Origin of the sequence: Promicromonospora sp. Marseille-Q5078 (genome assembly GCF_050315395.1) — a bacterium.
GTDB lineage: Bacteria > Actinomycetota > Actinomycetes > Actinomycetales > Cellulomonadaceae > Isoptericola.
Genome location: NZ_JBNPQG010000001.1, coordinates 2,095,561 through 2,116,528 on the forward strand (window position 1 = coordinate 2,095,561; position 20,968 = coordinate 2,116,528).

Consider the following 20,968-nt stretch of genomic DNA (forward strand, 5'->3'; position numbering starts at 1 on the left):
TGTGACGTAAGTCGTCGTGCGACGACGCCCGGCGCACTAGACTCGCCGAGGCCCCCCACCGATCTCTCGAAGGACACCCCTGCCTTGATCACCGCCCACGGCGTCGAGCTGCGCTTCGGCGCCCGGACCCTGCTGCACGAGGCGACGTTCCGCATCGCCCCGGGCGACCGCATCGGCCTCGTCGGCCGCAACGGCGCGGGCAAGACGACGCTCACGAAGACGCTCGCGGGGGAGACCCTGCCCGCGGCGGGGCAGATCACCCGGGGCACCGACATCGGCTACCTGCCGCAGGACCCGCGCACCGGCGACCTCGACGTCGTCGCGATGGACCGCGTGCTCAGCGCCCGGGGCCTCGACCACGTCGTGGCGCAGATGCGCGAGACCGAGGGCCTGATGGCCTCGGCCGACCCGGACACGCAGGCCGCGGCGCTGGAGCGGTACCCGAAGCTCGAGGCGCGGTTCCTCGCGGCGGGCGGCTACTCGGCCGAGTCCGAGGCGCACCGCATCACCAGCAACCTCGGCCTGGACGACCGGGTGCTCGGGCAGCCGCTGCACACCCTCTCGGGTGGTCAGCGCCGGCGGGTCGAGCTGGCCCGGATCCTGTTCTCCGGCGTGGACACGCTGCTGCTGGACGAGCCCACCAACCACCTCGACGCCGACTCGATCCTCTGGCTCCGCGACTACCTCAAGACCTACAGCGGCGGCTTCGTCGTGATCAGCCACGACGTCGAGCTCCTGCGCGCCACGGTGAACAAGGTGTTCCACCTGGACGCCAACCGCGGCGAGCTCGACCAGTACAACCTCGGCTGGGACGCCTACATCGAGCAGCGCGAGCAGGACGAGCGCCGCCGCCGCCGCGAGCGCGCCAACGCCGAGAAGAAGGCCGGCGCGCTGCTGGCGCAGGCCGACAAGATGCGCGCCAAGGCCACCAAGGCCACGGCGGCGCAGAACATGATGAAGCGCGCCGAGCGCATGCTCGCGGGCGTGGAGGGAGAGCGTCGCGCGGACAAGGTGGCGCACCTGCGCTTCCCGAAGCCCGCCGCGTGCGGCCGCACGCCGCTCACCGCCGAGGAGCTGTCCAAGAGCTACGGCTCGCAGGAGGTCTTCGCCGGCGTGGACCTCGCGATCGACCGCGGCTCGAGGGTGGTCGTGCTCGGCTTCAACGGCGCAGGCAAGACGACGCTGCTGCGCATCCTCGCGGGCGTGGAGGCGTCGGACACCGGCCGGGTCGTGCCCGGGCACGGGCTCAAGATCGGCTACTACGCCCAGGAGCACGACACCCTGGACATGGACGTCACCGTGGTCGAGAACCTGCGGCACTCCGCCCCCGACCTCACGGACACGCAGGTGCGCTCGGTGCTGGGGTCGTTCCTCTTCTCGGGGGACGACGCCGACAAGCCCACGAAGGTGCTCTCGGGCGGGGAGAAGACGCGGCTCGCGCTCGCCACGCTCGTCGTGTCCAGCGCGAACGTGCTCCTGCTGGACGAGCCGACGAACAACCTCGACCCGGCCTCGCGCGCGGAGATCCTCGGTGCGCTCAACACCTACGAGGGCGCCGTCGTGATGGTCACCCACGACGACGGCGCCGTCGAGGCGCTCCAGCCGGACCGCGTGCTGCTGCTGCCGGACGGCGACGAGGACCTGTGGTCCGCGGACTACGCGGAGCTGGTGTCCCTCGCCTGAGGCCCGCGGGCCTGCTCGGCGGTGTCCTGCTCGGCGGCGTCGAGCAGGGCGTCCTCGTAGTCCTCGTCCACCTTCCGCCGGCGCGGGCGGACGGGACGCACCGCGCTCCCGGCGCTCCCTGACCCGTCCGGGTCGGGGCCGTCGTACGCGGCGAGGAGGTCGCCGGCCGTGACGCGCACGGGACGGGTCTCGCGGCGCCACAGCATCACGTAGCCGCCCAGCGCGCCCAGCGCGAAGATGCACCACTGCACCGTGTAGCTGAGGTGCGAGCCGGGGTCGGTGTCGGGCTGCTCCAGCGCCCCCGGGGTCGTGGCGGCCGCCGGGTCCTCGCTGCGCAGCTGCCCGTAGCCGCCGACCGTCTCGCCCTCGGCCCAGGCCGCGCCGTCCGGCCCGGCGGCGAGCACCTGATCCGTGTTGATGGCCTGGACCTGGTGCGCGGGGGTCCCGCGGTCGGACGTCGGCTCGTCGGGTCGCATCGTCATCGTCACCTCGACCGGGCCGCTCGGGGGGTCGGGGACGGACGACGGGCTGCTCGCGTCCTGGCCGAGCGGCACGAAGCCCCGGTCGACGACGATGACGAACGGCTGACCGTCGGCCCCGGTGGTCTCGAACGGCACCAGCACGTGGAAGCCGGGCTCGCCGCCGACGGGCCGGTTGCGCAGCAGCACGGTGTCCTCGGGCCGGTACGTGCCGGTGGCCACCGCGGGGCGCCACTCGTCGCCCGGGTCGAGGTCCGCGCCCGCCTCGGGCAGCAGCTGGTCGAGGGACGCGGGCGCGCTCGCGTAGTTGTCCTTCACCAGGTCGATCTGGGCCTCGCGCCAGGTGTACCGGTGCCACTGCCAGACGGCGGCGAGGATGCACAGCGCGGCCAGCAGCACGGCGCCGAGGCCGAGGACGATCCACTGCCGGAGGGTGCGCGGGGCGGCGGGGGCCGGGGGCGCAGGAGTCGTGGTCACGCGCGGTCGAGCTCCGTGACGGGGACGGTCTGCTTCCAGAACGAGCGGGCCCCGAGGAACTGCTCGAGGTGCTCGCGGTGGTCGTCGCACGCCAGCCAGACCTTGCGGCGTTCGGGCGTGTGCAGCCGCGGGTTGTTCCACAGCAGCCCCCACGCGGCCTCCGCGCGGCAGCCCTTGGCGGAGCAGACGAGCTCTCCCGCCACCGGGTCGGCGCCCGTCCCGAGCACGTCCATCAGCGATCTTCTCCACGGGTCTCGTCGGTCGGGTGGTCGGTCGTGCCGGGCATGTCCTCGGGCGTGTCCTCGGGCGTGTCCTCGGGCGGGTCCGGCGCGTCGTCCCGGTGCTCGACGACGCGGTGGCCGCCGGCGTCGTAGGACTCGGGCCGGGCGGGGTCGGGCGCGGGGAGCGCCGCCGGGGGGACCTCGGGGACGGCGGTCATCGGCGAGGTGTCGTAGGACACGCGGTCGCGCCCGGCGTTGGCGAACAGCACCGCGGAGTACGGCAGCACGACGGCCGCGACCACGAGGGTCCAGCGCACCCAGCCGACGTCCACGACGATGGCGCCGAGGAAGCAGACGATCCGGATGCCCATCTGCACGAGGTAGCGCCGGGTGCGGCGCGCCTGGTCCTCCTCCAGCGGCTCCGGGGCGCTGGTGATGGAGGGGACCTCGGCACCGTGGCCCGCCGGCTGGCGGCGGTTCCCGGAGGGGCGCGGACCGGGCGAGGTCGCGCGGGCGTTGCTCACCCGGCCAGTCTACGGCGGCACCCAGGGGGCCAGGACCGGCCCCCGCGGGCCCCGAGTTGTAGGGATCCGACAAACCGCCGCGACGACGTGTGACGCGCCGCGACCCTGCACGGCCGCCCCGTCGGGGTAGCGTCACCTGGGCGTCGGCCGCCGCCCGGCCGTCGCGCGAAAGACCCGCACGACAGCCGCACCGCAGCCGGCACGACCGCCAGCACGACACGCAGACGACCCTGATCGCGACCGCCGAGGAGACCCCGTGACCGACGCCCCCGCCTCTCAGCCCACCGCGGAGACCGCCGCCGGTGCCGCCCCCACGGGCCGGGTCGTCGTCGTCACCGGCGCCGCCCGCGGCATCGGTCGCACGATCGCCGAGCGCTTCGTCGCGGCCGGGGACACGGTCGCCACGCTCTACCGCGGCGGCGACCTGCCCGCCGGGGTGCACGGCTTCGTCGCCGACGTCACCGACAGCACGGCCGTCGACGCCGCGTTCGCGAGCATCGAGTCGGAGCTCGGCCCGGTCGTGGTGCTCGTGGCCAACGCGGGCGTCACGCGCGACCAGCTCCTCATGCGCATGAGCGACGAGGAGTTCGAGACCGTGCTGGACGTGAACCTCACCGGCACGTTCCGCTGCGTCCGCCGCGCGTCCAAGGGCATGATCCGCGCCCGCAAGGGCCGCATCGTCCTCGTCGGCTCGGTCGTGGGCCTGTACGGCGGGCCCGGGCAGGTCAACTACTCGTCGTCCAAGGCCGCCCTCGTCGGCATGGCCCGGTCGATCACCCGCGAGCTCGGCGGCCGCGGCATCACCGCGAACGTCGTCGCTCCGGGCTTCGTCGAGACGGACATGACGGCAGCCCTGCCCGAGGCGACCCAGAAGCAGTACAAGGCCAGCATCCCCGCAGGCCGGTTCGCCGCGACCGAGGAGGTGGCCGGCGTCGTCGAGTTCCTCGCCTCGGACGCCGCGGCCTACGTCTCCGGCGCCGTCATCCCCGTCGACGGCGGCCTCGGCATGGGGCACTGACGGGTCGCCGACCCCACCCTCGCTACGCTCAACCTCAGCACAACCGGAAGGTCATCATGGCTCTGCTCGACGGCAAGAAGCTCCTCATCACCGGCGTCCTCACGGACAGCTCGATCGCGTTCCACGCGGCCCGCCTCGCCCAGGAGGAGGGCGCCGAGGTCGTCCTGACCTCCTTCGGCCGCCAGATGAAGCTGACGCAGGCCTTCGCCAAGCGTCTGCCGGTCGCGGCGCCCGTGGTCGAGCTCGACGTGACGAGCGAGGAGGACCTCGCGGCCCTCCCGGCGCGGGTGAAGGAGCACGTGGACGGCATCGACGGCGTGGTGCACTCCATCGGCTTCGCCCCGCAGTCCGTGATGGGCGGCAACTTCCTGTCCGCCGAGTGGGGCGACGTCGCGACGGCGCTGCAGGTGTCCACCTACTCGTACAAGTCGCTCATCGAGGCGGCCCGCCCGCTGATGTCGGGCGGCGCCTACGTGGGGCTCACCTTCGACGCGACGTTCGCCTGGCCCGTCTACGACTGGATGGGCGTGGCGAAGGCCGGCCTGGAGTCGGCCAACCGGTACCTGGCGCGGGACCTCGGGCCGCACGGCATCCGGTGTAACCTCGTCTCCGCCGGGCCGATCCGCACCACGGCCGCGAAGTCCATCCCGGGGTTCGCGACCATGGAGGACGCCTGGCCGCAGCGGGCCCCGCTCGGGTGGGACCAGACGACGGCGGAGCCGGCTGCGCGCGCCGTCGTGGCGCTGCTCTCGGACTGGTTCCCCGCCACGACCGGTGAGATCGTCCACGTCGACGGTGGTGTGCACGCGATGGGTCAGTGACGGGTCCGACGCCCGGAGCGACCCCCGGAACGACCTGTGAGACGGAGCCCATGAGAGCGGTAACGCAGGCCGAGGGCGAGGCGCCGACCTGGCGGCTGGTGCTGCTGCGCCACGCCAAGGCGGAGCCCGGCAAGGGCGTGCTGCCCGACGACCGGCGTCCGCTGGCGCTGAACGGGCGCAAGCAGGCCGGCCGCGTCGGGATGGCGCTCACGGCCGCCGGCCTGCTGCCGCAGGTCGCGCTCGTGTCCTCCGCCGTGCGCACCCGGCAGACGTGGGACCTGGCCTCCGCCCACCTGGAGGGCTCCTCCGGGACCGCCCTCGAGGTGCGCGACGAGCTCTACGAGGCGAGCGTGCGCGACGTCCTCGGCCTCCTGCGGGGGGTCGAGGCGTCGACGCGCACCGTGCTCGTCATCGGGCACGAGCCGACGATGGCCGCGACGGCGGCCTACCTCGCCGCCGACGGCTCCGAGCCCGCGGCGCTCGCCCAGGTGCGCGTCGGCGTGCCGACGGCCACGTACTCCGTGCTGGAGTCGGCCGAGCACCCCTGGGCCGACTGGGGCCGCGGCTCCGCCCGGCTCGTGCACGTCGGCCGCCCGTCCTGATCGACGGCCGTCCCGTGGGTCTTCCGGGCGCGCCTGCGCCCGGTCAGGACCCGCCGAGCACGTCGCCGACGGTCGTGACGTCGACGAGCGGCGCGTAGAGCCGCATCGCGTCCAGGGCCCGCGCGTGGTCCTCGGGGCTCGCCCCCGCGCACGCGTCCGCCGCGACCCGCACCCGCCGGCCGGCGTCCGCGGCGGCGAGCACGGTGGACAGCACGCAGCAGTCGGTGGAGACCCCGGCCACCACCAGCTCCGCGGCGTGCCCGGTCGCCGCGTCCAGATCCGGTCCCCACTTGCCGAACGTCGTGGCGGTCACGACCGGGGCCTCCGCCGGGTCCAGGCCGTCGGCGAACGCGTACAGCGGGTCGTCGGCGGGCACGAGGGCGAACGGCCATTGCGCGAAGTACTCCCGCCACGCCCCCTCCGGCGTCGCGGGGGCCACGTAGCGCGTCCACGCGGTGCGGCCGGCGAAGGCTGGCAGCAGCCGCCGCACGCCGTCGGCCGCGGCCCCGAAGCCGGGCGACGCCCACGGGCTGTCCGGCCGCGCGAAGACCGCCTGCATGTCCACGACGACCAGCGCGGCGCCGCCCGCCGGGCGGCTCATGCGGCCTCCTGGCGGCGCACGGCCCGGGCGGACAGGACGAACGTGCCGAGCAGCCCGAGCGCGAGCGCCACGAGCACGCCGAGGTTGGCGCCCGCCCACTGTCCGTCCCGCCCGCCGAGGCCCAGCGGCCCCAGCAGGTAGCCCTGCCACGACAGCCACCCGGCGTACGTGTTGGTCACGAGGCCCCAGCCGATCGCGGTGCCCGCCACGACGAGACCGACGGCCGACCAGCGCACGCTGCCGTACCGGCCGCGCCGGTCGCCCAGCTCGGCGTCCGCGTAGTCCCGGCGGCGCAGCGCGATGTCGGCGAGCAGCACCCCGCACCACGCCGCGATCGGGACGCCGAGCGTGATGAGGAAGCCCTGGAACGGGCCGAAGAAGTCGTCGGCGACGAAGACGACGTAGACGGCGCCGAGCACCATGAGGACGCCGTCGATCGCCGCGGCCACCCAGCGCGGGGCGGGCAGCCCCAGCGACAGGAGCGCGAGGCCCGAGGAGTAGATGTCGAGCGCGGCGCCCCCGATCAGCCCGGCGAGCGCGACGACGATGAACGGGACGAGGAACCAGTCGGGGAGCAGTACCGCCAGCGCGCCGATCGGGTCGGCGCCGATGGCGTCCGCGAGGGCGGGGTCGGAGCCGGCGAGCAGCATCCCGGCGACCAGGAGCAGCACGGGCGGCAACGAGGCGCCGAACGTCGTCCAGCCGACGACGCCGGGCCCGGACGCGGTGCGCGGCAGGTAGCGGGAGTAGTCGGCCGCCATGTTCACCCAGCCGAGGCCGAAGCCGGTCATCATGAAGACCAGGCCGCCGATCACCTGCGGCGCCTGCCCGGGCGGGATCGCCGCGACCGTCGCCCAGTCGACGTGGCCCGCGACGAGCACCACGTACACCACCGTGAGCACGGCCGTCAGCACGGTGATGACCTGCTGCAGCCGCATCACCAGCTGGAACCCGAAGATCCCGGCGGTCACCACGACCAGCGCCACCACGGCCAGCGTGACGACCTGGGTCACGGTGCCGCCGCCCCAGCCGAGGGTGTCGAGCACCGTGGCGGTGGCGAGGGTCGCGAGGGCGACCAGCACGGTCTCCCAGCCCACGGTGAGGATCCACGACAGGAGCGACGGCAGCCGGTTGCCGTCGACGCCGAACGCGGCCCGGCTCAGCACCATGGTCGGCGCCGAGCCGCGCCGCCCCGCGAGGGAGATGAACCCGCAGCACAGGAACGACGCGACGATGCCGACCAGGCCCACCACCACGGCCTGCCAGAAGGAGACGCCGAACGCGAGCAGGTACGCGCCGTAGCCGAGGCCCAGCACGGACACGTTGGCCGCGAACCACGGCCAGAACAGGTCGCGCGGGCGCCCGTGCCGCTCGGACTCGTCGATGGTGTTGAGCGCGTTCGTCTCGACCGTCGTCGCCATGGGTCCGATCCTGGCCCTGCCGGGCGCGCGGCGCTACGGGTGCGGGGTGGCGGGTGCCCGGCCGGCGGCGGCGTCCACCTCGTCGATGACGTCGAGGACGGAGTCGAGCCGGGGGCCGTCCACGCTGAACGGCGCCTGCGCGCGCACGAGCGGCTTGGCCGCGAACGCGATGCCGATGCCGGCCGCGTCGATCATGTCGAGGTCGTTCGCGCCGTCGCCGACGGCGACGGTGTCGACCATCTCGAGGCCGCACTCGCGCGCCCAGCGGCGCAGGGTGGCGGCCTTGTCGGCGCGGTCGACGACGGGGCCGACGGTGCGGCCGGTGAGGACGCCGTCGGCGACCTCGAGGTGGTTGGCGCGCCAGCGCCCGATGCCGAGCGCGGTGGCGAGCGGGGCGAGGATCTCGGCGAAGCCGCCCGAGACGAGGCCGAACTCCCAGCCCCTCCGGTGCACCTCGCTGACGAGGTCGGCCGCGCCCGGCGTGAGGACGACGGCCTCGCGCACGGCCGTGAGCGCCTCGACCGGCACCCCGCGGAGCGTGGCGACGCGCTCGCGCAGCGAGCCGGCGAAGTCGAGCTCGCCGCGCATGGCGCGCTCGGTCACCTCGGCGACCTGTGCGCGCGTGCCGGCGTGGTCGGCGAGGAGCTCGATCACCTCGGCGGTGATGAAGGTCGAGTCGACGTCGGTCACGACGAGGCGCCGCCGGCCCTCGTCGTCGGGGACGGTGACGGGTGCGGTGCGGGGAGCGGGATCAAGCAACGACGGAGCCCTTCGGGACGACGGTGATCCCCGACTCCGAGACGGTGAACCCGCGGGCCCGGTCCTCCTCGTGGTCGACGCCGACCCGAGCCCGTTCGGTCACCACCACGTTCTTGTCGAGGATGGCGCGGTGGACCTGGGCGTGCCGCTCCACCTGGACGTCGTCCATCACGACGGCGTCGGTCACGGTGGCCCAGGAGTGCAGGTGCGCGCCCGGGGACAGGATGGACCCTGCGACGGTCGCCCCGGAGATCAGCACACCAGGCGAGACGATCGAGTCGGCGGCGTGCCCGAGGCGGCCGGGGCCGGCGTGCACGAACTTCGCCGGCGGCAGGCCCGTGTACCCCGTGAGCAGCGGCCAGTCCTGGTTGTACAGGTTGAACACGGGCTGCACGGCGATGAGGTCGGTGTTCGCCTCGAAGTAGGCGTCGATCGTGCCGACGTCGCGCCAGTAGTCCCGGTCGCGGTCCGTGGAGCCGGGGATGTCGTTGCGGATGAAGTCGTACACGCCGGCGGTGCCCTGGGCCACGAACGCGGGGATGATGTCGCCGCCCATGTCGTGCCGCGAGTCCGGGTCGGCCGAGTCCTTGGTGACCGCCTCGACGAGGGCGTCGGCGTCGAACACGTAGTTGCCCATCGAGGCCAGCACCTCGGTGGGGGAGTCGGGCAGCCCCACCGGGCTCTCCGGCTTCTCCAGGAAATCGATGATCCGCGTCGGGTCCTCGCGGTCGACCTCGATGACCCCGAACTGGTCCGCCATCGCGATCGGCTGGCGGATGGCCGCCACCGTGGCGCGGGCCCCGGACTGGACGTGCGACTCGACCATCTGGGAGAAGTCCATCCGGTACACGTGGTCCGCGCCGACGACCACGACGATGTCGGGCCGCTCGTCCTCGATGATGTTGAGGCACTGGTAGATCGCGTCCGCCGAGCCGAGGTACCAGTGCTTGCCCACCCGCTGCTGCGCGGGCACCGACGACACGTAGTTGCCGAGCAGCGAGGACATGCGCCATGTCTTGGAGATGTGCCGGTCCAGCGAGTGCGACTTGTACTGGGTGAGCACGATGACGTGCAGGTAGTGCGAGTTGATGACGTTGGAGAGCGCGAAGTCGACGAGCCGGTAGATGCCCCCGAAGGGGACGGCCGGCTTGGCGCGGTGCGCGGTGAGCGGCATGAGGCGCTTGCCCTCGCCCCCGGCGAGGACGATCGCGAGGACGCGGGGCTGGGTCGACGCCATGCCCCCGACCCTAGGGGGTCGTGGGCCGCCGCGCCCGCGACCCGCCCCACGAGTTCCCGGCCGGTCCGGGCAGGGGCGCGAGCCTCGGTCCGCGACCGGCTCGCGTCGCCGCTAGGTTGGCCGCGTGAGCACGCCCCAGAGCCCCGAGCAGGGCTTCCCGACCGGCCCCGCCCCGACGAGAGTCGACCTCCTGACCCGCGAGTACCCGCCGCACGTCTACGGGGGCGCCGGAGTGCACGTGGCGGAGCTGGCCGCCGTGCTGCGGCGGCACCTCGACGTGCGGGTGCGCTGCTTCGACGGGCCGCGCCCGGCGGACGAGGCCGAGGCGGGAGTGACCGGGTACGACGCGCCCGCCGAGCTCGCGGGCGCCAACCCGGCGCTGGGCACGTTCGGCGTGGACCTGGCGATGGCGCAGGACGTGGCGGGCGCGGACGTGCTGCACTCCCACACCTGGTACGCCAACCTGGCCGGGCACGTCGGCGGGCTGCTGCACGGCGTGCCGCACGTCGTGACGGCGCACTCCCTGGAGCCCCTGCGCCCGTGGAAGGCGGAGCAGCTCGGCGGCGGGTACGCGCTGTCGTCGTGGGCGGAACGCACCGCCTACCTGGGCGCGGCGGGCGTGATCGCGGTCTCGGCGGGCATGCGCGCGGACATCCTGCGCGTCTACCCGGAGCTGGACCCGGCGCGGGTGCACGTCGTGCACAACGGGATCGACCTCGCCGGCTGGCGGCGCCCCGCCGACGGCGACCCGGAGGCCGAGCGGGTGGTGCGCGACCTCGGCATCGACCCGGAGCGCCCGGCCGTCGTCTTCGTGGGGCGGATCACGCGGCAGAAGGGCCTGCCCTACCTCCTGCGTGCCGCGGCGCGGCTCCCGCGCGAGGTGCAGGTCGTGCTCTGCGCGGGCGCCCCCGACACGGCCGAGCTGCTCGCCGAGGTGCGGGGCCTGGTCACCGACCTGCGCCGCGCCCGTGGCGGGACCGGCGAGGCGGGCCCGGGCGGCACCGGTGCCGAGGCGGGCGTCGTCTGGATCGAGCAGATGCTGCCGCGCCCCGACCTGATCGCGGTGCTCGCGGCGAGCACCGTCTTCGTGTGCCCCTCGGTGTACGAGCCGCTCGGCATCGTCAACCTGGAGGCGATGGCCGTCGGCCTGCCCGTGGTGGGCACGGCGACCGGCGGCATCCCCGAGGTGGTCGACGACGGCGTCACCGGGGCGCTGGTGCCGATCGAGCAGGCCGACGACGGCACGGGCACGCCCCTGGACCCCGAGCGGTTCGTGACGGACCTGGCGGCCGCGCTCCAGCGGGTGCTCGACGACCCCGCACGAGCGGCGGCGATGGGCGCGGCGGGCCGCCGCCGGGCCGAGGAGCTGTTCTCCTGGGAGGCCGTGGGGGAGCGCACCCTCGAGGTGTACCGGGGCGTCGCCGCCGGCTGAGCGCGCCGGGTCGGGCCACAGGTGTCGGCCAGGGCGTCGGCCGGGGCGTCGGCCGGGGCGTCAGTCGACCGCGCCGTAGGTCGCCGCGCTCAGCGCGCGCCGGGCGGTGCGCTCGACCTCGCGCAGCGCGGTGGCCCGCTGGTCCGACTGCCAGACGTTGACGGCGCCGCCCTCGTCGACGGTCGCGAGGTCGACGATCGCCAGCAGGCGCGTCGCGAGCTGCAGCACCCGCGCCCGCCGCCCGTCGAGGCGGGGGACGGGCCAGCCGTCGGTGGTGCCGCCGCGGAGCCGCTCGATCGCGTCGGCGGCGTCGTCGCGCCAGCGGGCCACGTCGAGGGCGTCGAGGGCGTCGGTCGCGGTGACGAGGCACGTGCGCAGCTCGCGCTCGGCGTCGGCCAGGGAACCGAGCGTGCCCGCGACGAGCGTGGACCACGCCGGCACCGGTTGCACCTGCCACGCGACGAGGTGCCCGGGCTCGAGCGCGCTGCCGAACGCGGTGACCGCGGGCACGGCGGCCCACGAGCCCGCCCCCGTGGTCACCATCACGCACTCGCCGGCTTCGGCGGCCTCGGTGCTCACGGCCGCCGGCACGCCGGCGAGGTCGCCCGGGGCTGGCAGCAGGGCGCACACCTCGCGCGGACCCTCGAGCCACCGGGTGACGAGGTCGCGCAGACCGGCGTCGTCCGCCCCGGGGAGCCCGACGACGCCGTGCGGCTCGTCGTCGCCCTGCACGCTGCGCACCACGATGCCGGGCGCGGCACCGGCCGTCTGCAGCCAGAGCGCGAGCACGACGCTGCGCGGCAGAGTGTTCGGGTCGGTCTCCACGGGGCTCACAGTAGACGTCCGGGAAGCGCGTCCGCAGGGCGAGGCGATCGTCCGGACGGAGAGCGGCGCTCGGGTAGGGTCGGGCCTCATGAGCGCGGTTCTCGACCTGCAGGGCGTCACCGTACGACGCGGCACCACCACCATCCTCGACGGCGTGGACTGGCAGGTGAACGAGGGCGAGCGCTGGGTGGTCCTGGGCCCCAACGGGGCCGGCAAGACCACGATGCTGCAGATCCTCGCCGCGCGGTCGCACCCGACCGCCGGGTCGGCCGAGCTCCTGGGGGAGCGGCTGGGCCGGGTGGACGTCTTCGAGCTGCGCCCGCGGATCGGCTTCGCCTCCGCCGCGCTCGCGGACCGCATCCCGGGGCACGAGACCGTGCGCGACGTCGTGCTGACGGCCGCCTACGGGGTCACCGGCCGCTGGCAGGAGACCTACGAGGAGTTCGACGAGCAGCGCGCCAAGGACCTGCTCGCGGCGTTCGATGTCGCGGACCTGTCGGACCGCTACTACGGCACCCTGTCCGAGGGCGAGCGCAAGCGGGTCCAGATCGCCCGTGCCCTCATGACCGACCCCGAGATCCTGCTGCTCGACGAGCCCGCGGCGGGCCTCGACCTCGCCGGGCGCGAGGAGCTCGTCGCGGCGCTCTCCGAGCTCGCGGCCGACCCGGCGTCGCCCGTCCTGGTGCTCGTGACGCACCACGTCGAGGAGATCCCGCCGGGCTTCACGCACCTGATGCTCATGCGCCGCGGCGGCATCCAGGCCGCCGGCCCGATCCACGAGGTGCTCACCGCGGACAACCTCTCCCAGGCCTTCGGGACGCCGCTGATGGTGGCCCACGGCGGCGGTCGCTGGCTCGCGCGCGCCGCGCGACCCGCGGGTCGCTGACCGTTCCCTGGCCCGGGGAAATCTTGGTAAAGTCTGTGCAAAACCCTGTGGCCGCGGCATTCCGGTCCCGGCGCAGGGCGTGGCGGAGGTGACCATGGATTCCTGGCTGTGGTGGGTCGGTGCGGCGCTGGTGCTCGCAGCGATCGAGATGCTCTCGCTGGACCTCGTCTTCATCATGCTGGCCGGGGGCGCCGTCGCCGGCGCGGTGACCGCCGCCGCGGGCGGGCCTGTGTGGCTCCAGTTCGTGGTCGCGTGCGTGGCCGCGCTGCTGCTCATCCTCGTGCTGCGCCCGTGGCTGCTGCAGCACCTCAAGCAGCGGGTGCCGCTCATGGAGACGAACGTCGCGGCCCACGTGGGGCGCCCGGCCCAGGCGCTCACCGAGATCACCGAGTCCGGCGGGCGCGTGAAGCTGGCGGGCGAGGTCTGGAGCGCGCGGCTGGTCGACGACGGCGTGCCGAACTCGACGGTGCGGGTGCCGGCGGGCGCCGAGCTGCGCGTCGTGCGCATCGAGGGCGCGACGGCGGTGGTCGAGCCCGTCCCGTCGTCGCACTCCCAACCCGAGCACACCGTCTGACCCGCGTTCGCGCGGCGCACCACCCTGCCGGCCCGCCGGCAGTCCTGTTGACGTCGACAGAAAGGGACCCACGTGTCCGACCCCAATGCCGGCACCATCGTGCTGTGGATCGTGATTCTCGCGCTCGTGATCTTCGTGGTCGTGGCGCTGTTCAAGATGGTGCGGGTGGTGCCGCAGGCGACGGCGCTCATCATCGAGCGCCTGGGCCGCTACCGGCACACGTTCGAGCCGGGGCTGCACTGGCTCGTGCCGTTCATCGACCGCGTGCGCGCCGGCGTCGACCTGCGCGAGCAGGTCGTCTCGTTCGCGCCGCAGCCGGTGATCACGAGCGACAACCTCGTGGTGAGCATCGACACGGTCATCTACTTCCAGGTGACCGAGCCCAAGTCGGCCGTCTACGAGATCGCCAACTACATCACCGGTATCGAGCAGCTCACCGTCACCACGCTGCGTAACGTCGTCGGCTCGATGGACCTCGAGCAGACGCTCACCAGCCGTGACCAGATCAACGGCCAGCTGCGCGGCGTCCTCGACGAGGCGACCGGGCGCTGGGGCGTGCGCGTCAACCGTGTCGAGCTGAAGTCCATCGAGCCGCCCGCCAGCGTGCAGGGCGCGATGGAGCAGCAGATGCGAGCGGAGCGCGACCGGCGTGCCACCATCCTCACGGCGGAGGGCGTGAAGCAGTCGCAGATCCTGACGGCCGAGGGTGAGAAGCAGTCCCAGATCCTCCGCGCAGAGGGCAACGCCCAGTCCGCGATCCTCACGGCCGAGGGTGAGGCGCGCGCGATCCTGCAGGTCTTCGACGCGATCCACCAGGGCGACGCCGACCCGAAGCTGCTCGCGTACCAGTACCTGCAGATGCTGCCGCAGATCGCCAACGGCACCGCGTCCAAGCTGTGGGTCGTGCCGACCGAGTTCACGGCGGCGCTCGGCTCGATCGCCCAGGGCTTCGGCGGCGTGCCGGGCACACCCGGCATCCCGACGTCGCCGTCGGAGGACGAGGGCGAGCGTGGCCCCCGGCAGCGGACGGCCTTCCCGGAGTCGGCGCTCACCGACCCGGGCGAAGCGCTCGCCGAGGCCCGTCGCCAGGCCGAGGCGGCCACGGCGGACGCGACGAGCGCGGGCACGCGGTCGGGTGCTCCGTTCGACCCGAACGCGACGCGTGGTCAGCGCCCCGCGGACGGCCCCACGGCCCCGCCGTCGCCGGGCGCGCAGCCGCGCACGCTCGGCGGCGAGCCGGACGAGCCGCAGCCGTAGGCAGCAGCCGAGTCGCCCCGGTCGAGAGGGCCGTCACCCGAAGGGTGGCGGCCCTCTCGTCGCGTCCGGGCCCCCGCGGGTCACGACGTCCGTTGCGGAGTGAGTGCTCACTCATTTATGGTGTCCCGCGTGAGTCCTGACCTGAAGCCGGGCGGTCGCGCCGCCCCGATGGCGCCGGACGACCGCCGTGCGGCGATCGCCGCGGCAGTGATGCCCCTGGTGGGGGAGTTCGGCGTCGACGTGACCACCCGCGAGCTCGCGGACGCCGCCGGCGTGGCCGAGGGCACGCTGTTCCGCGCCTTCGGCGACAAGTACTCGCTGATCGGCGCGGTGGCCGTCGAGGGCCTGCACCGCGCCTCGGGGCCCGTGGAGACCCGCGCCGAGCTGGCGGCGATCGACCGGGAGGCTCCGCTCGAGGAACGGCTCGAGCGCGTCATCGAGCTCGGCCGGCGGCGCATGAGCGACGTCATGCGCTGGATGGGCGTGCTCCGGGCGCTGCACCACCGCACCGGCGCCCGCGACCAGGTCGAGCCCGAGCACGTGCAGGAGTTCCGGGCACAGCTGGCGGAGCAGCGAGAGCGGCAGCGCGAGGCCACCGTGGCGGGCCTGATCGGGGTGCTGCAGCCCGACGAGCACCGCCTCCGGGTGCCCGTCGAGGTCGCGGTGGCCCTCATCGAGGCGAGCATCGCCGGCACGCACGCCCGCGTGGACCACCTCCTGCCCGCGCCCTCGCCCCGCGTCGTCGCCGATGCGCTCGTGCACGGCATCGCGCAGGATCGAGGGGAGCAGGAGCAGGAAAAGGGCGAGACCCCGAGCCCGCAGTGACCGAGAATCCCCCCGGGGCCTCGCCCCGCACCTCCCACCCCCAGGAGCCCTGATGCTCGTCTCCCTGGCGCGGACCTATCTGCGCCCCTACGCCGGCGCCGTCGGCCTGCTGCTGGTGCTCCAGCTGCTCGCGACGCTCGCCTCCCTCTACCTGCCGTCGCTCAACGCGGACATCGTCGACCAGGGCGTGACGCAGGGCGACACCGCCTACATCATGCGCGTGGGCGGCTGGATGCTCGTCGTGAGCCTCGTCCAGGTCCTCTGCGCCGTCGGCGCCGTCTTCCTCGGCGCGCGGGCCGCCACGGCGCTGGGCCGCGACGTGCGTCGCGACCTGTTCGACTCCGTGCAGGGCTTCTCCGCGCGCGAGCTCGGGCAGTTCGGCGCCCCGTCGCTCATCACCCGCACGACCAACGACGTGCAGCAGGTGATGATGGTCGTGCTGATGACCTTCACCATCATGGTCATGGCGCCGATCATGCTGGTCGGCGGCGTCATCATGGCGCTGCAGGAGGACGTCGAGCTGTCCACGCTGCTGTTGATCGTCGTGCCCGTGCTGGGCGTCGCCATGGGCCTGCTGATGTGGCGGATGGTGCCGTACTTCAGGGCGATGCAGAAGCGGATCGACGCGATCAACGGCGTGCTGCGCGAGCAGATCACCGGCCTGCGCGTCGTGCGCGCCTTCGTCCGCGAGCGCCGGGAGCTGGAGCGGTTCGGCGCCACGAACGAGGCGCTGTACGACACGTCGTTGAACGCGGGCAAGCTCATGGCGCTGGCCTTCCCGATGGTCATGCTGATCATGAACGCGTCGAGCGTCGCGGTGCTGTGGTTCGGCGCGCAGCGGATCGACAACGGCCAGATGGAGGTGGGCGCGCTCATGGCCTTCCTCAGCTACATCATGTACATCCTCATGGCCGTCATGATGTCGACGATGATGGTGATGATGGTGCCGCGCGCCTCGGTGGCGGCGGGCCGCATCAGCGAGGTGCTCGGCACCGAGACCTCGGTCACCGAGCCGGCCGCCCCGGTCGGCCTCACGTCCCTGGCGGACGGCGAGGGGCCCCGCGGCGAGGTGCGGTTCGAGGGCGTCGAGTTCCGGTACCCGGGCGCGGACGAGCCGGTGCTGCACGACCTGACGTTCACGGCGTCGCCGGGCCGGGTGACCGCGATCATCGGCTCTACCGGCGCCGGCAAGACGACGCTGCTCAACCTGGTGCCGCGGCTCTTCGACGTGACCGGGGGCCGGGTGCTCGTGGACGGCGTCGACGTGCGCGACCTGTCCACCGGCGACCTGGGCTCGCTGCTCGGTCTGGTGCCGCAGAAGGCGTTCCTGTTCAGCGGCACCGTCGCCGACAACCTGCGCTACGGCAAGGCGGACGCGACCGAGGACGAGATGTGGGCCGCGCTCGAGATCGCGCAGGCGCGCGACTTCGTCGAGGCGCTCCCCGAGGGGCTCGAGGCGCCGGTGGCCCAGGGGGGCTCCACGTTCTCGGGCGGTCAGCGGCAGCGGCTCGCGATCGCGCGCGCCGTGGTGCGCCGGCCGTGGGTCTACCTGTTCGACGACTCGTTCTCGGCGCTCGACTACAGCACGGACGCGCGGCTGCGCGCGGCCCTGCGGCCGCGCACGCGGGACGCGACCGTCGTCGTGGTCGCCCAGCGGGTGGCGACCATCCGCGACGCGGACCAGATCCTCGTGCTGGACCACGGGCGCATCGTCGGGCGGGGCACGCACGTCGAGCTGCTCGCGGACAACGAGACCTACCAGGAGATCGTCTCCTCCCAGATGTCCCTCGAGGAGGCGGCATGAGCACCGAACGCAAGGCGCCCGCAGCGGGCGCGCGGGCCGGCGGCGGTCCCCGCGGCGGCGGCCCGATGGGCATGGGCGGTGCCCCGGGCGCGAAGGCGATGGACTTCACCGGGTCGCTCAAGCGGTTCGCGGGGGTGATGCGGCCCGAGCGGGCGCGCGTCGTCCTGCTCACCCTGTGCGGCATCGTCTCGGTGGCGCTCACCGTCGCGGGCCCGAAGATCCTCGGCGACGCGACCAACGTCATCTTCGCGGGCGTGGTCGGCAAGGGCCTGACACTGGCCGGTGTCCCGGCCGGGACCACCGGTGAGGAGGCCGCGGCCACGCTGCGCGCCTCCGGGGACAGCGCCCAGGCCGGCCTGATCTCCTCCCTGCCCGACGTGGTGGCGGGCCAGGGCGTGGACTTCACGCGGCTCGGCGAGATCCTCATGTGGGTGCTGGCCATCTACCTGGGCGCGTTCCTCTTCGGGTGGCTGCAGGCGCGGATCATGACGATCGCGGTGCAGAACACGATGCGGCGCCTGCGCGACGAGGTGGAGGCGAAGCTCCACCGCATCCCGCTGAGCTACGTGGACAAGCAGGCCAAGGGCGAGATCCTCTCGCGCGTCACCAACGACATCGACAACGTCGCGCAGACGACGACGCAGACGCTCGCGCAGCTCGTGACGTCCGTGCTCACGGTGATCGGCGTGCTCGGGATGATGTTCTGGATCTCGTGGGTGCTCGCGCTCGTCGCGCTCGTCACCGTGCCGCTGTCCGTCATCCTCACGATGCAGATCGCCAAGCGCTCCCAGCCGCAGTTCGTGGCGCAGTGGGCGGCCACCGGCCGGCTCAACGCGCACGTCGAGGAGATGTTCACCGGGCACTCGGTGGTCAAGGTCTACGGGCGCCAGGACGCGGCCGCTGCGAAGTTCGGCGCCGAGAACGACGCGCTGTACGACGCGTCCCGGAAGTCGCAGTTCATCTCCGGGACGATGCAGCCGACGATGGGCTTCCTCGCGAACCTCAACTACGTGGTGGTCGCGGTCGTCGGCGGGCTGCGGGTGGCCTCCGGCCAGCTGTCGCTGGGCGACGTGCAGGCGTTCATCCAGTACTCGCGCCAGTTCACGCAGCCGCTCACGCAGATCGCGTCGATGATGAACCTGCTCCAGTCGGGCGTCGCGTCGGCCGAGCGGGTGTTCGAGCTCCTCGACGCCCCCGAGCAGGACCCGGACCCGGCGGACCCGCGCCGCCTGGACCGCGTGCGCGGACGGGTCGCGTTCGAGGACGTGTCGTTCTCCTACGACCCCGAGACGCCGCTGATCGAGCACCTCGACCTCGTCGCGGAGCCGGGCCAGACGATCGCGATCGTCGGGCCCACGGGCGCCGGCAAGACGACGCTCGTCAACCTGCTCATGCGGTTCTACGAGGTGAACGAGGGCCGGATCACGCTGGACGGCGTGGACACCCGCGCGATGACGCGGGACGACCTGCGCTCGCGGATCGGCATGGTGCTCCAGGACACCTGGCTGTTCAAGGGGACCATCGAGGAGAACCTGCGGTACGGGGTGCGCGACGACGCCACGGTGGGCGAGGAGGCGTTCCTCGCCGCCACCGAGGCCACCCACGTGGACCCGTTCGTGCGCACTCTGCCCGACGGGTACGCGACCGTGCTGGACGACGAGGCGACGTCGCTGTCCGCGGGCGAGAAGCAGCTGCTGACCATCGCCCGCGCGTTCCTCGCCGACCCGGAGATCCTCGTGCTCGACGAGGCGACGAGCTCGGTCGACACCCGCACCGAGGTGCTGGTGCAGCAGGCGATGAACGCGCTGCGGGCGAACCGCACGTCGTTCGTCATCGCGCACCGCCTCTCCACGATCCGCGACGCCGACGCGATCGTGGTGATGGAGCACGGGCAGATCGTGGAGCAGGGCGACCACGACACGCTGCTCGCCACCGGGGGCGCCTATGCGCGGCTGTACGAGTCGCAGTTCAGCGCCCCGGCGGTGGACGAGGAGGACGTGGTGGTCGGCCCGGCCGGGGCCTGACGCTCGATTCGTGTCCCTGCGGTCAGGGGAGCACGAGCAGCCGCGCGGGCGGCGCCTCGGGCCGCTGCCAGTCGAACCGGGCCTCGCCGACGACGCGCCACCCGCGGTGCACGTAGACGGCGTGCGCGACGCCCTCGCGGTCGTCGACGTCGAGCACCGGGGTGCGGCCCTGGTCGTGCAGGTGCGCCACGGCGACGTCGAGCAGCGCGCCGCCGACGCCGCGGCCCTGCGCCGCCGGGCCGACGAAGAGCACCGACACGCAGCCCAGCTCGGCGACCGGCCGGCCGGCCCCGGCGGACCAGATGGCCCCGTACCGGTCGTCGGGCACGGTCGTCACGCTGACGTGCCCGACGACGTCGCCGTCGACCTCCGCGACCCAGGCGCGCTCCTCGTCGGGGCGCACGAGGAACTCCTCGACGGGGAAGGGCAACGGCCACCGGTGCGGGTAGCCGGAGGCCGGCTGCTGGGCCGCGAGGATCTCCGCGAGCGCGGGCAGGTCGGCGGGCGCGCGGTCGCGCAGGACGACGGCGGGCGCGGGCGCGGGGGTGTCGTGTCGTGCGTCACGTCCTGGGTCACGTCCTGGGTCACCGGACGATCCTGGCACGGCGTCCCGACGCCCACCGGCCGTCGCCGCCTGCCTCTTGACCGACGCCCCGCCGCCCGCCGCCCGCCGCCCGCCGCCCGCCGCCCGCCGCCCGCCGCCCGCCGCCCGCCGCCCGTCACGCCGAGACGCTCAGCGTGGCGCCGACCGTCGCCGGGTCGGCGAGGGCGTCGGCGTGCGCGCCCGCGAGCTGCGCCCGGGAGACCTGCAGGCCGCGCCGGGTGTCGTCGGTCGTGACACGGGCGGGCGCCTCCGGCCCGTCGACCGGGTCGGTGTCGGTGAGGAGACCGGCCGCACGATCGTCCAGTCGAGGCCGCTCGCCCGCACTGCCTCCTCCTGCCGGCCGGAGTCGGCGAACTGTCGGCCGATGACGAACCGGAACACGAGCTTCCACGTGAGGTCCAGATGTCGCCACGAGTCCCCGAGGCCGTAGGTGGTCTGCACGACCAGGCGGCGCACGCCGGTCTCGCGCATGGCCCCGATCACGACCGCGGTGCCGCGGGAGCGCACGTCCAGCGCGGTGCCGGCGCGGCGCAGCCACTGGACCGCGAGCGGGTTGTCGGAGATGCCGAGCGTGACGACGACGGCGTCGTGCCCCGCGACGGCCTTGGCGACGGCGTCGGGGTCCAGTGCGTCGCCGTCGACCGGGCGCACGACGCCCGGCCCGGGGACCGGCGCGTCGAACGCGCTGCTCGCCGTCCGCCCGAACGCCGTCACCGTGTGCCCGTCGGCCGCGAGCCGACGCGTCACCGCGAGGCCGCTGCCCCGGGTCGCTCCTACCACCAGGACGTCGATCTGCCTCCGTCTCGAGCAGGTCCCCGGGCGGTCCCTGCGTCTGTATCCAGGCTGTCGGGGATCGGGCGGACGAACAATGAGAAACCATCCGGACCTCTTGAC

General features: G+C 73.9%; 21 protein-coding genes. 11 read left to right on the forward strand and 10 right to left on the reverse strand.

Going from position 1 to position 20,968, the window contains the following annotated elements; translation table 11 throughout:
* Positions 1-84: 84 nt before the first annotated feature.
* Positions 85-1,683, forward strand: coding sequence for an ABC-F family ATP-binding cassette domain-containing protein (locus ACQFYA_RS09675; protein ID WP_499123483.1), 1,599 nt, complete (start codon positions 85-87; stop codon positions 1,681-1,683).
* Here the strand turns inward: ACQFYA_RS09675 and ACQFYA_RS09680 are convergent.
* From ACQFYA_RS09680 to ACQFYA_RS09690, 3 genes are read right to left on the reverse strand one after another with little or no spacing between them, the layout of a single operon-like run.
* Positions 1,656-2,639: an SURF1 family cytochrome oxidase biogenesis protein gene (locus ACQFYA_RS09680; protein WP_499123484.1), complete on the reverse strand. Its 984-nt coding sequence runs from the start codon at positions 2,637-2,639 to the stop codon at positions 1,656-1,658. The genes ACQFYA_RS09675 and ACQFYA_RS09680 overlap by 28 nt on opposite strands.
* The gene (locus tag ACQFYA_RS09685) at positions 2,636-2,872 is read right to left on the reverse strand and encodes a hypothetical protein (protein ID WP_499123486.1); all 237 of its coding nucleotides are present in this window, start codon (positions 2,870-2,872) and stop codon (positions 2,636-2,638) included. Before ACQFYA_RS09685 ends, ACQFYA_RS09680 begins: the two co-directional genes overlap by 4 nt.
* Positions 2,872-3,384, reverse strand: coding sequence for a DUF3099 domain-containing protein (locus ACQFYA_RS09690; RefSeq protein ID WP_499123489.1), 513 nt, complete (start codon positions 3,382-3,384; stop codon positions 2,872-2,874). Before ACQFYA_RS09690 ends, ACQFYA_RS09685 begins: the two co-directional genes overlap by 1 nt.
* 256 nt (positions 3,385-3,640) lie before the next feature.
* Between ACQFYA_RS09690 and fabG the strand changes: the two genes are divergently transcribed.
* From fabG to ACQFYA_RS09705, 3 genes are read left to right on the forward strand one after another with little or no spacing between them, the layout of a single operon-like run.
* A complete protein-coding gene (gene fabG, locus ACQFYA_RS09695; protein WP_499123491.1) occupies positions 3,641-4,402 on the forward strand; it encodes a 3-oxoacyl-ACP reductase FabG in 762 nt (253 codons plus the stop codon).
* Between the two features lie 56 nt (positions 4,403-4,458).
* A complete protein-coding gene (gene fabI / locus ACQFYA_RS09700) occupies positions 4,459-5,223 on the forward strand; it encodes an enoyl-ACP reductase FabI (RefSeq protein WP_499123494.1) in 765 nt (254 codons plus the stop codon).
* Between the two features lie 50 nt (positions 5,224-5,273).
* The gene (locus ACQFYA_RS09705) at positions 5,274-5,825 is read left to right on the forward strand and encodes a SixA phosphatase family protein (RefSeq protein ID WP_499123495.1); all 552 of its coding nucleotides are present in this window, start codon (positions 5,274-5,276) and stop codon (positions 5,823-5,825) included.
* 43 nt (positions 5,826-5,868) lie between these two features.
* Here the strand turns inward: ACQFYA_RS09705 and ACQFYA_RS09710 are convergent, their stop codons facing one another.
* Genes ACQFYA_RS09710 through glgC form a run of 4 tightly spaced genes read right to left on the reverse strand, consistent with a single transcriptional unit; the run spans position 5,869 to position 9,843 of the window.
* Positions 5,869-6,426: a cysteine hydrolase family protein gene (locus ACQFYA_RS09710; protein WP_499123499.1), complete on the reverse strand. Its 558-nt coding sequence runs from the start codon at positions 6,424-6,426 to the stop codon at positions 5,869-5,871.
* A complete protein-coding gene (locus ACQFYA_RS09715) occupies positions 6,423-7,847 on the reverse strand; it encodes a purine-cytosine permease family protein (RefSeq protein ID WP_499123501.1) in 1,425 nt (474 codons plus the stop codon). The genes ACQFYA_RS09710 and ACQFYA_RS09715 overlap by 4 nt, the downstream gene beginning before the upstream one ends.
* A 33-nt stretch (positions 7,848-7,880) precedes the next feature.
* On the reverse strand, positions 7,881-8,606 hold the full coding sequence (serB, locus tag ACQFYA_RS09720) for a phosphoserine phosphatase SerB (RefSeq protein ID WP_499123504.1): 726 nt from the start codon (positions 8,604-8,606) through the stop codon (positions 7,881-7,883).
* On the reverse strand, positions 8,599-9,843 hold the full coding sequence (glgC, locus tag ACQFYA_RS09725; RefSeq protein WP_499123507.1) for a glucose-1-phosphate adenylyltransferase: 1,245 nt from the start codon (positions 9,841-9,843) through the stop codon (positions 8,599-8,601). Before glgC ends, serB begins: the two co-directional genes overlap by 8 nt.
* Before the next feature lie 124 nt (positions 9,844-9,967).
* Between glgC and glgA the strand changes: the two genes are divergently transcribed.
* Positions 9,968-11,275: a glycogen synthase gene (gene glgA / locus ACQFYA_RS09730; protein WP_499123509.1), complete on the forward strand. Its 1,308-nt coding sequence runs from the start codon at positions 9,968-9,970 to the stop codon at positions 11,273-11,275.
* Positions 11,276-11,335: 60 nt separating this feature from the next.
* Here the strand turns inward: glgA and ACQFYA_RS09735 are convergent, their stop codons facing one another.
* Positions 11,336-12,100 (reverse strand): Rv1486c family protein, encoded by a 765-nt coding sequence (locus ACQFYA_RS09735; RefSeq protein WP_499123511.1) that lies wholly within the window; start codon positions 12,098-12,100, stop codon positions 11,336-11,338.
* An 88-nt stretch (positions 12,101-12,188) separates the two neighbouring features.
* Between ACQFYA_RS09735 and ACQFYA_RS09740 the strand changes: the two genes are divergently transcribed.
* The 6 genes from ACQFYA_RS09740 to ACQFYA_RS09765 all read left to right on the forward strand — a co-directional run bounded on the left by ACQFYA_RS09740 (position 12,189) and on the right by ACQFYA_RS09765 (position 19,470).
* Entirely contained in the window at positions 12,189-12,986 is a 798-nt protein-coding gene (locus ACQFYA_RS09740) for an ABC transporter ATP-binding protein (protein WP_499123514.1), read from the forward strand.
* Positions 12,987-13,080: 94 nt separating this feature from the next.
* On the forward strand, positions 13,081-13,560 hold the full coding sequence (locus ACQFYA_RS09745; RefSeq protein WP_499123516.1) for an NfeD family protein: 480 nt from the start codon (positions 13,081-13,083) through the stop codon (positions 13,558-13,560).
* Between the two features lie 72 nt (positions 13,561-13,632).
* On the forward strand, positions 13,633-14,817 hold the full coding sequence (locus tag ACQFYA_RS09750; RefSeq protein ID WP_499123519.1) for an SPFH domain-containing protein: 1,185 nt from the start codon (positions 13,633-13,635) through the stop codon (positions 14,815-14,817).
* Between the two features lie 129 nt (positions 14,818-14,946).
* A complete protein-coding gene (locus tag ACQFYA_RS09755; RefSeq protein WP_499123522.1) occupies positions 14,947-15,642 on the forward strand; it encodes a TetR/AcrR family transcriptional regulator in 696 nt (231 codons plus the stop codon).
* A gap of 52 nt (positions 15,643-15,694) precedes the next feature.
* The gene (locus tag ACQFYA_RS09760) at positions 15,695-17,446 is read left to right on the forward strand and encodes an ABC transporter ATP-binding protein (RefSeq protein ID WP_499123525.1); all 1,752 of its coding nucleotides are present in this window, start codon (positions 15,695-15,697) and stop codon (positions 17,444-17,446) included.
* A complete protein-coding gene (locus tag ACQFYA_RS09765) occupies positions 17,443-19,470 on the forward strand; it encodes an ABC transporter ATP-binding protein (RefSeq protein ID WP_499123529.1) in 2,028 nt (675 codons plus the stop codon). Before ACQFYA_RS09760 ends, ACQFYA_RS09765 begins: the two co-directional genes overlap by 4 nt.
* 22 nt (positions 19,471-19,492) lie before the next feature.
* On the opposite strand, the gene ACQFYA_RS09770 is transcribed toward ACQFYA_RS09765, so the two are convergent.
* Both ACQFYA_RS09770 and ACQFYA_RS09775 read right to left on the reverse strand, forming a co-directional pair.
* Complete coding sequence (locus tag ACQFYA_RS09770) at positions 19,493-20,074, reverse strand: GNAT family N-acetyltransferase (RefSeq protein ID WP_499123532.1); 582 nt, start codon at positions 20,072-20,074, stop codon at positions 19,493-19,495.
* A 129-nt stretch (positions 20,075-20,203) separates the two neighbouring features.
* A complete protein-coding gene (locus tag ACQFYA_RS09775; RefSeq protein ID WP_499123533.1) occupies positions 20,204-20,854 on the reverse strand; it encodes an NAD(P)-dependent oxidoreductase in 651 nt (216 codons plus the stop codon).
* Between the last annotated feature and the right edge of the window lie 114 nt (positions 20,855-20,968).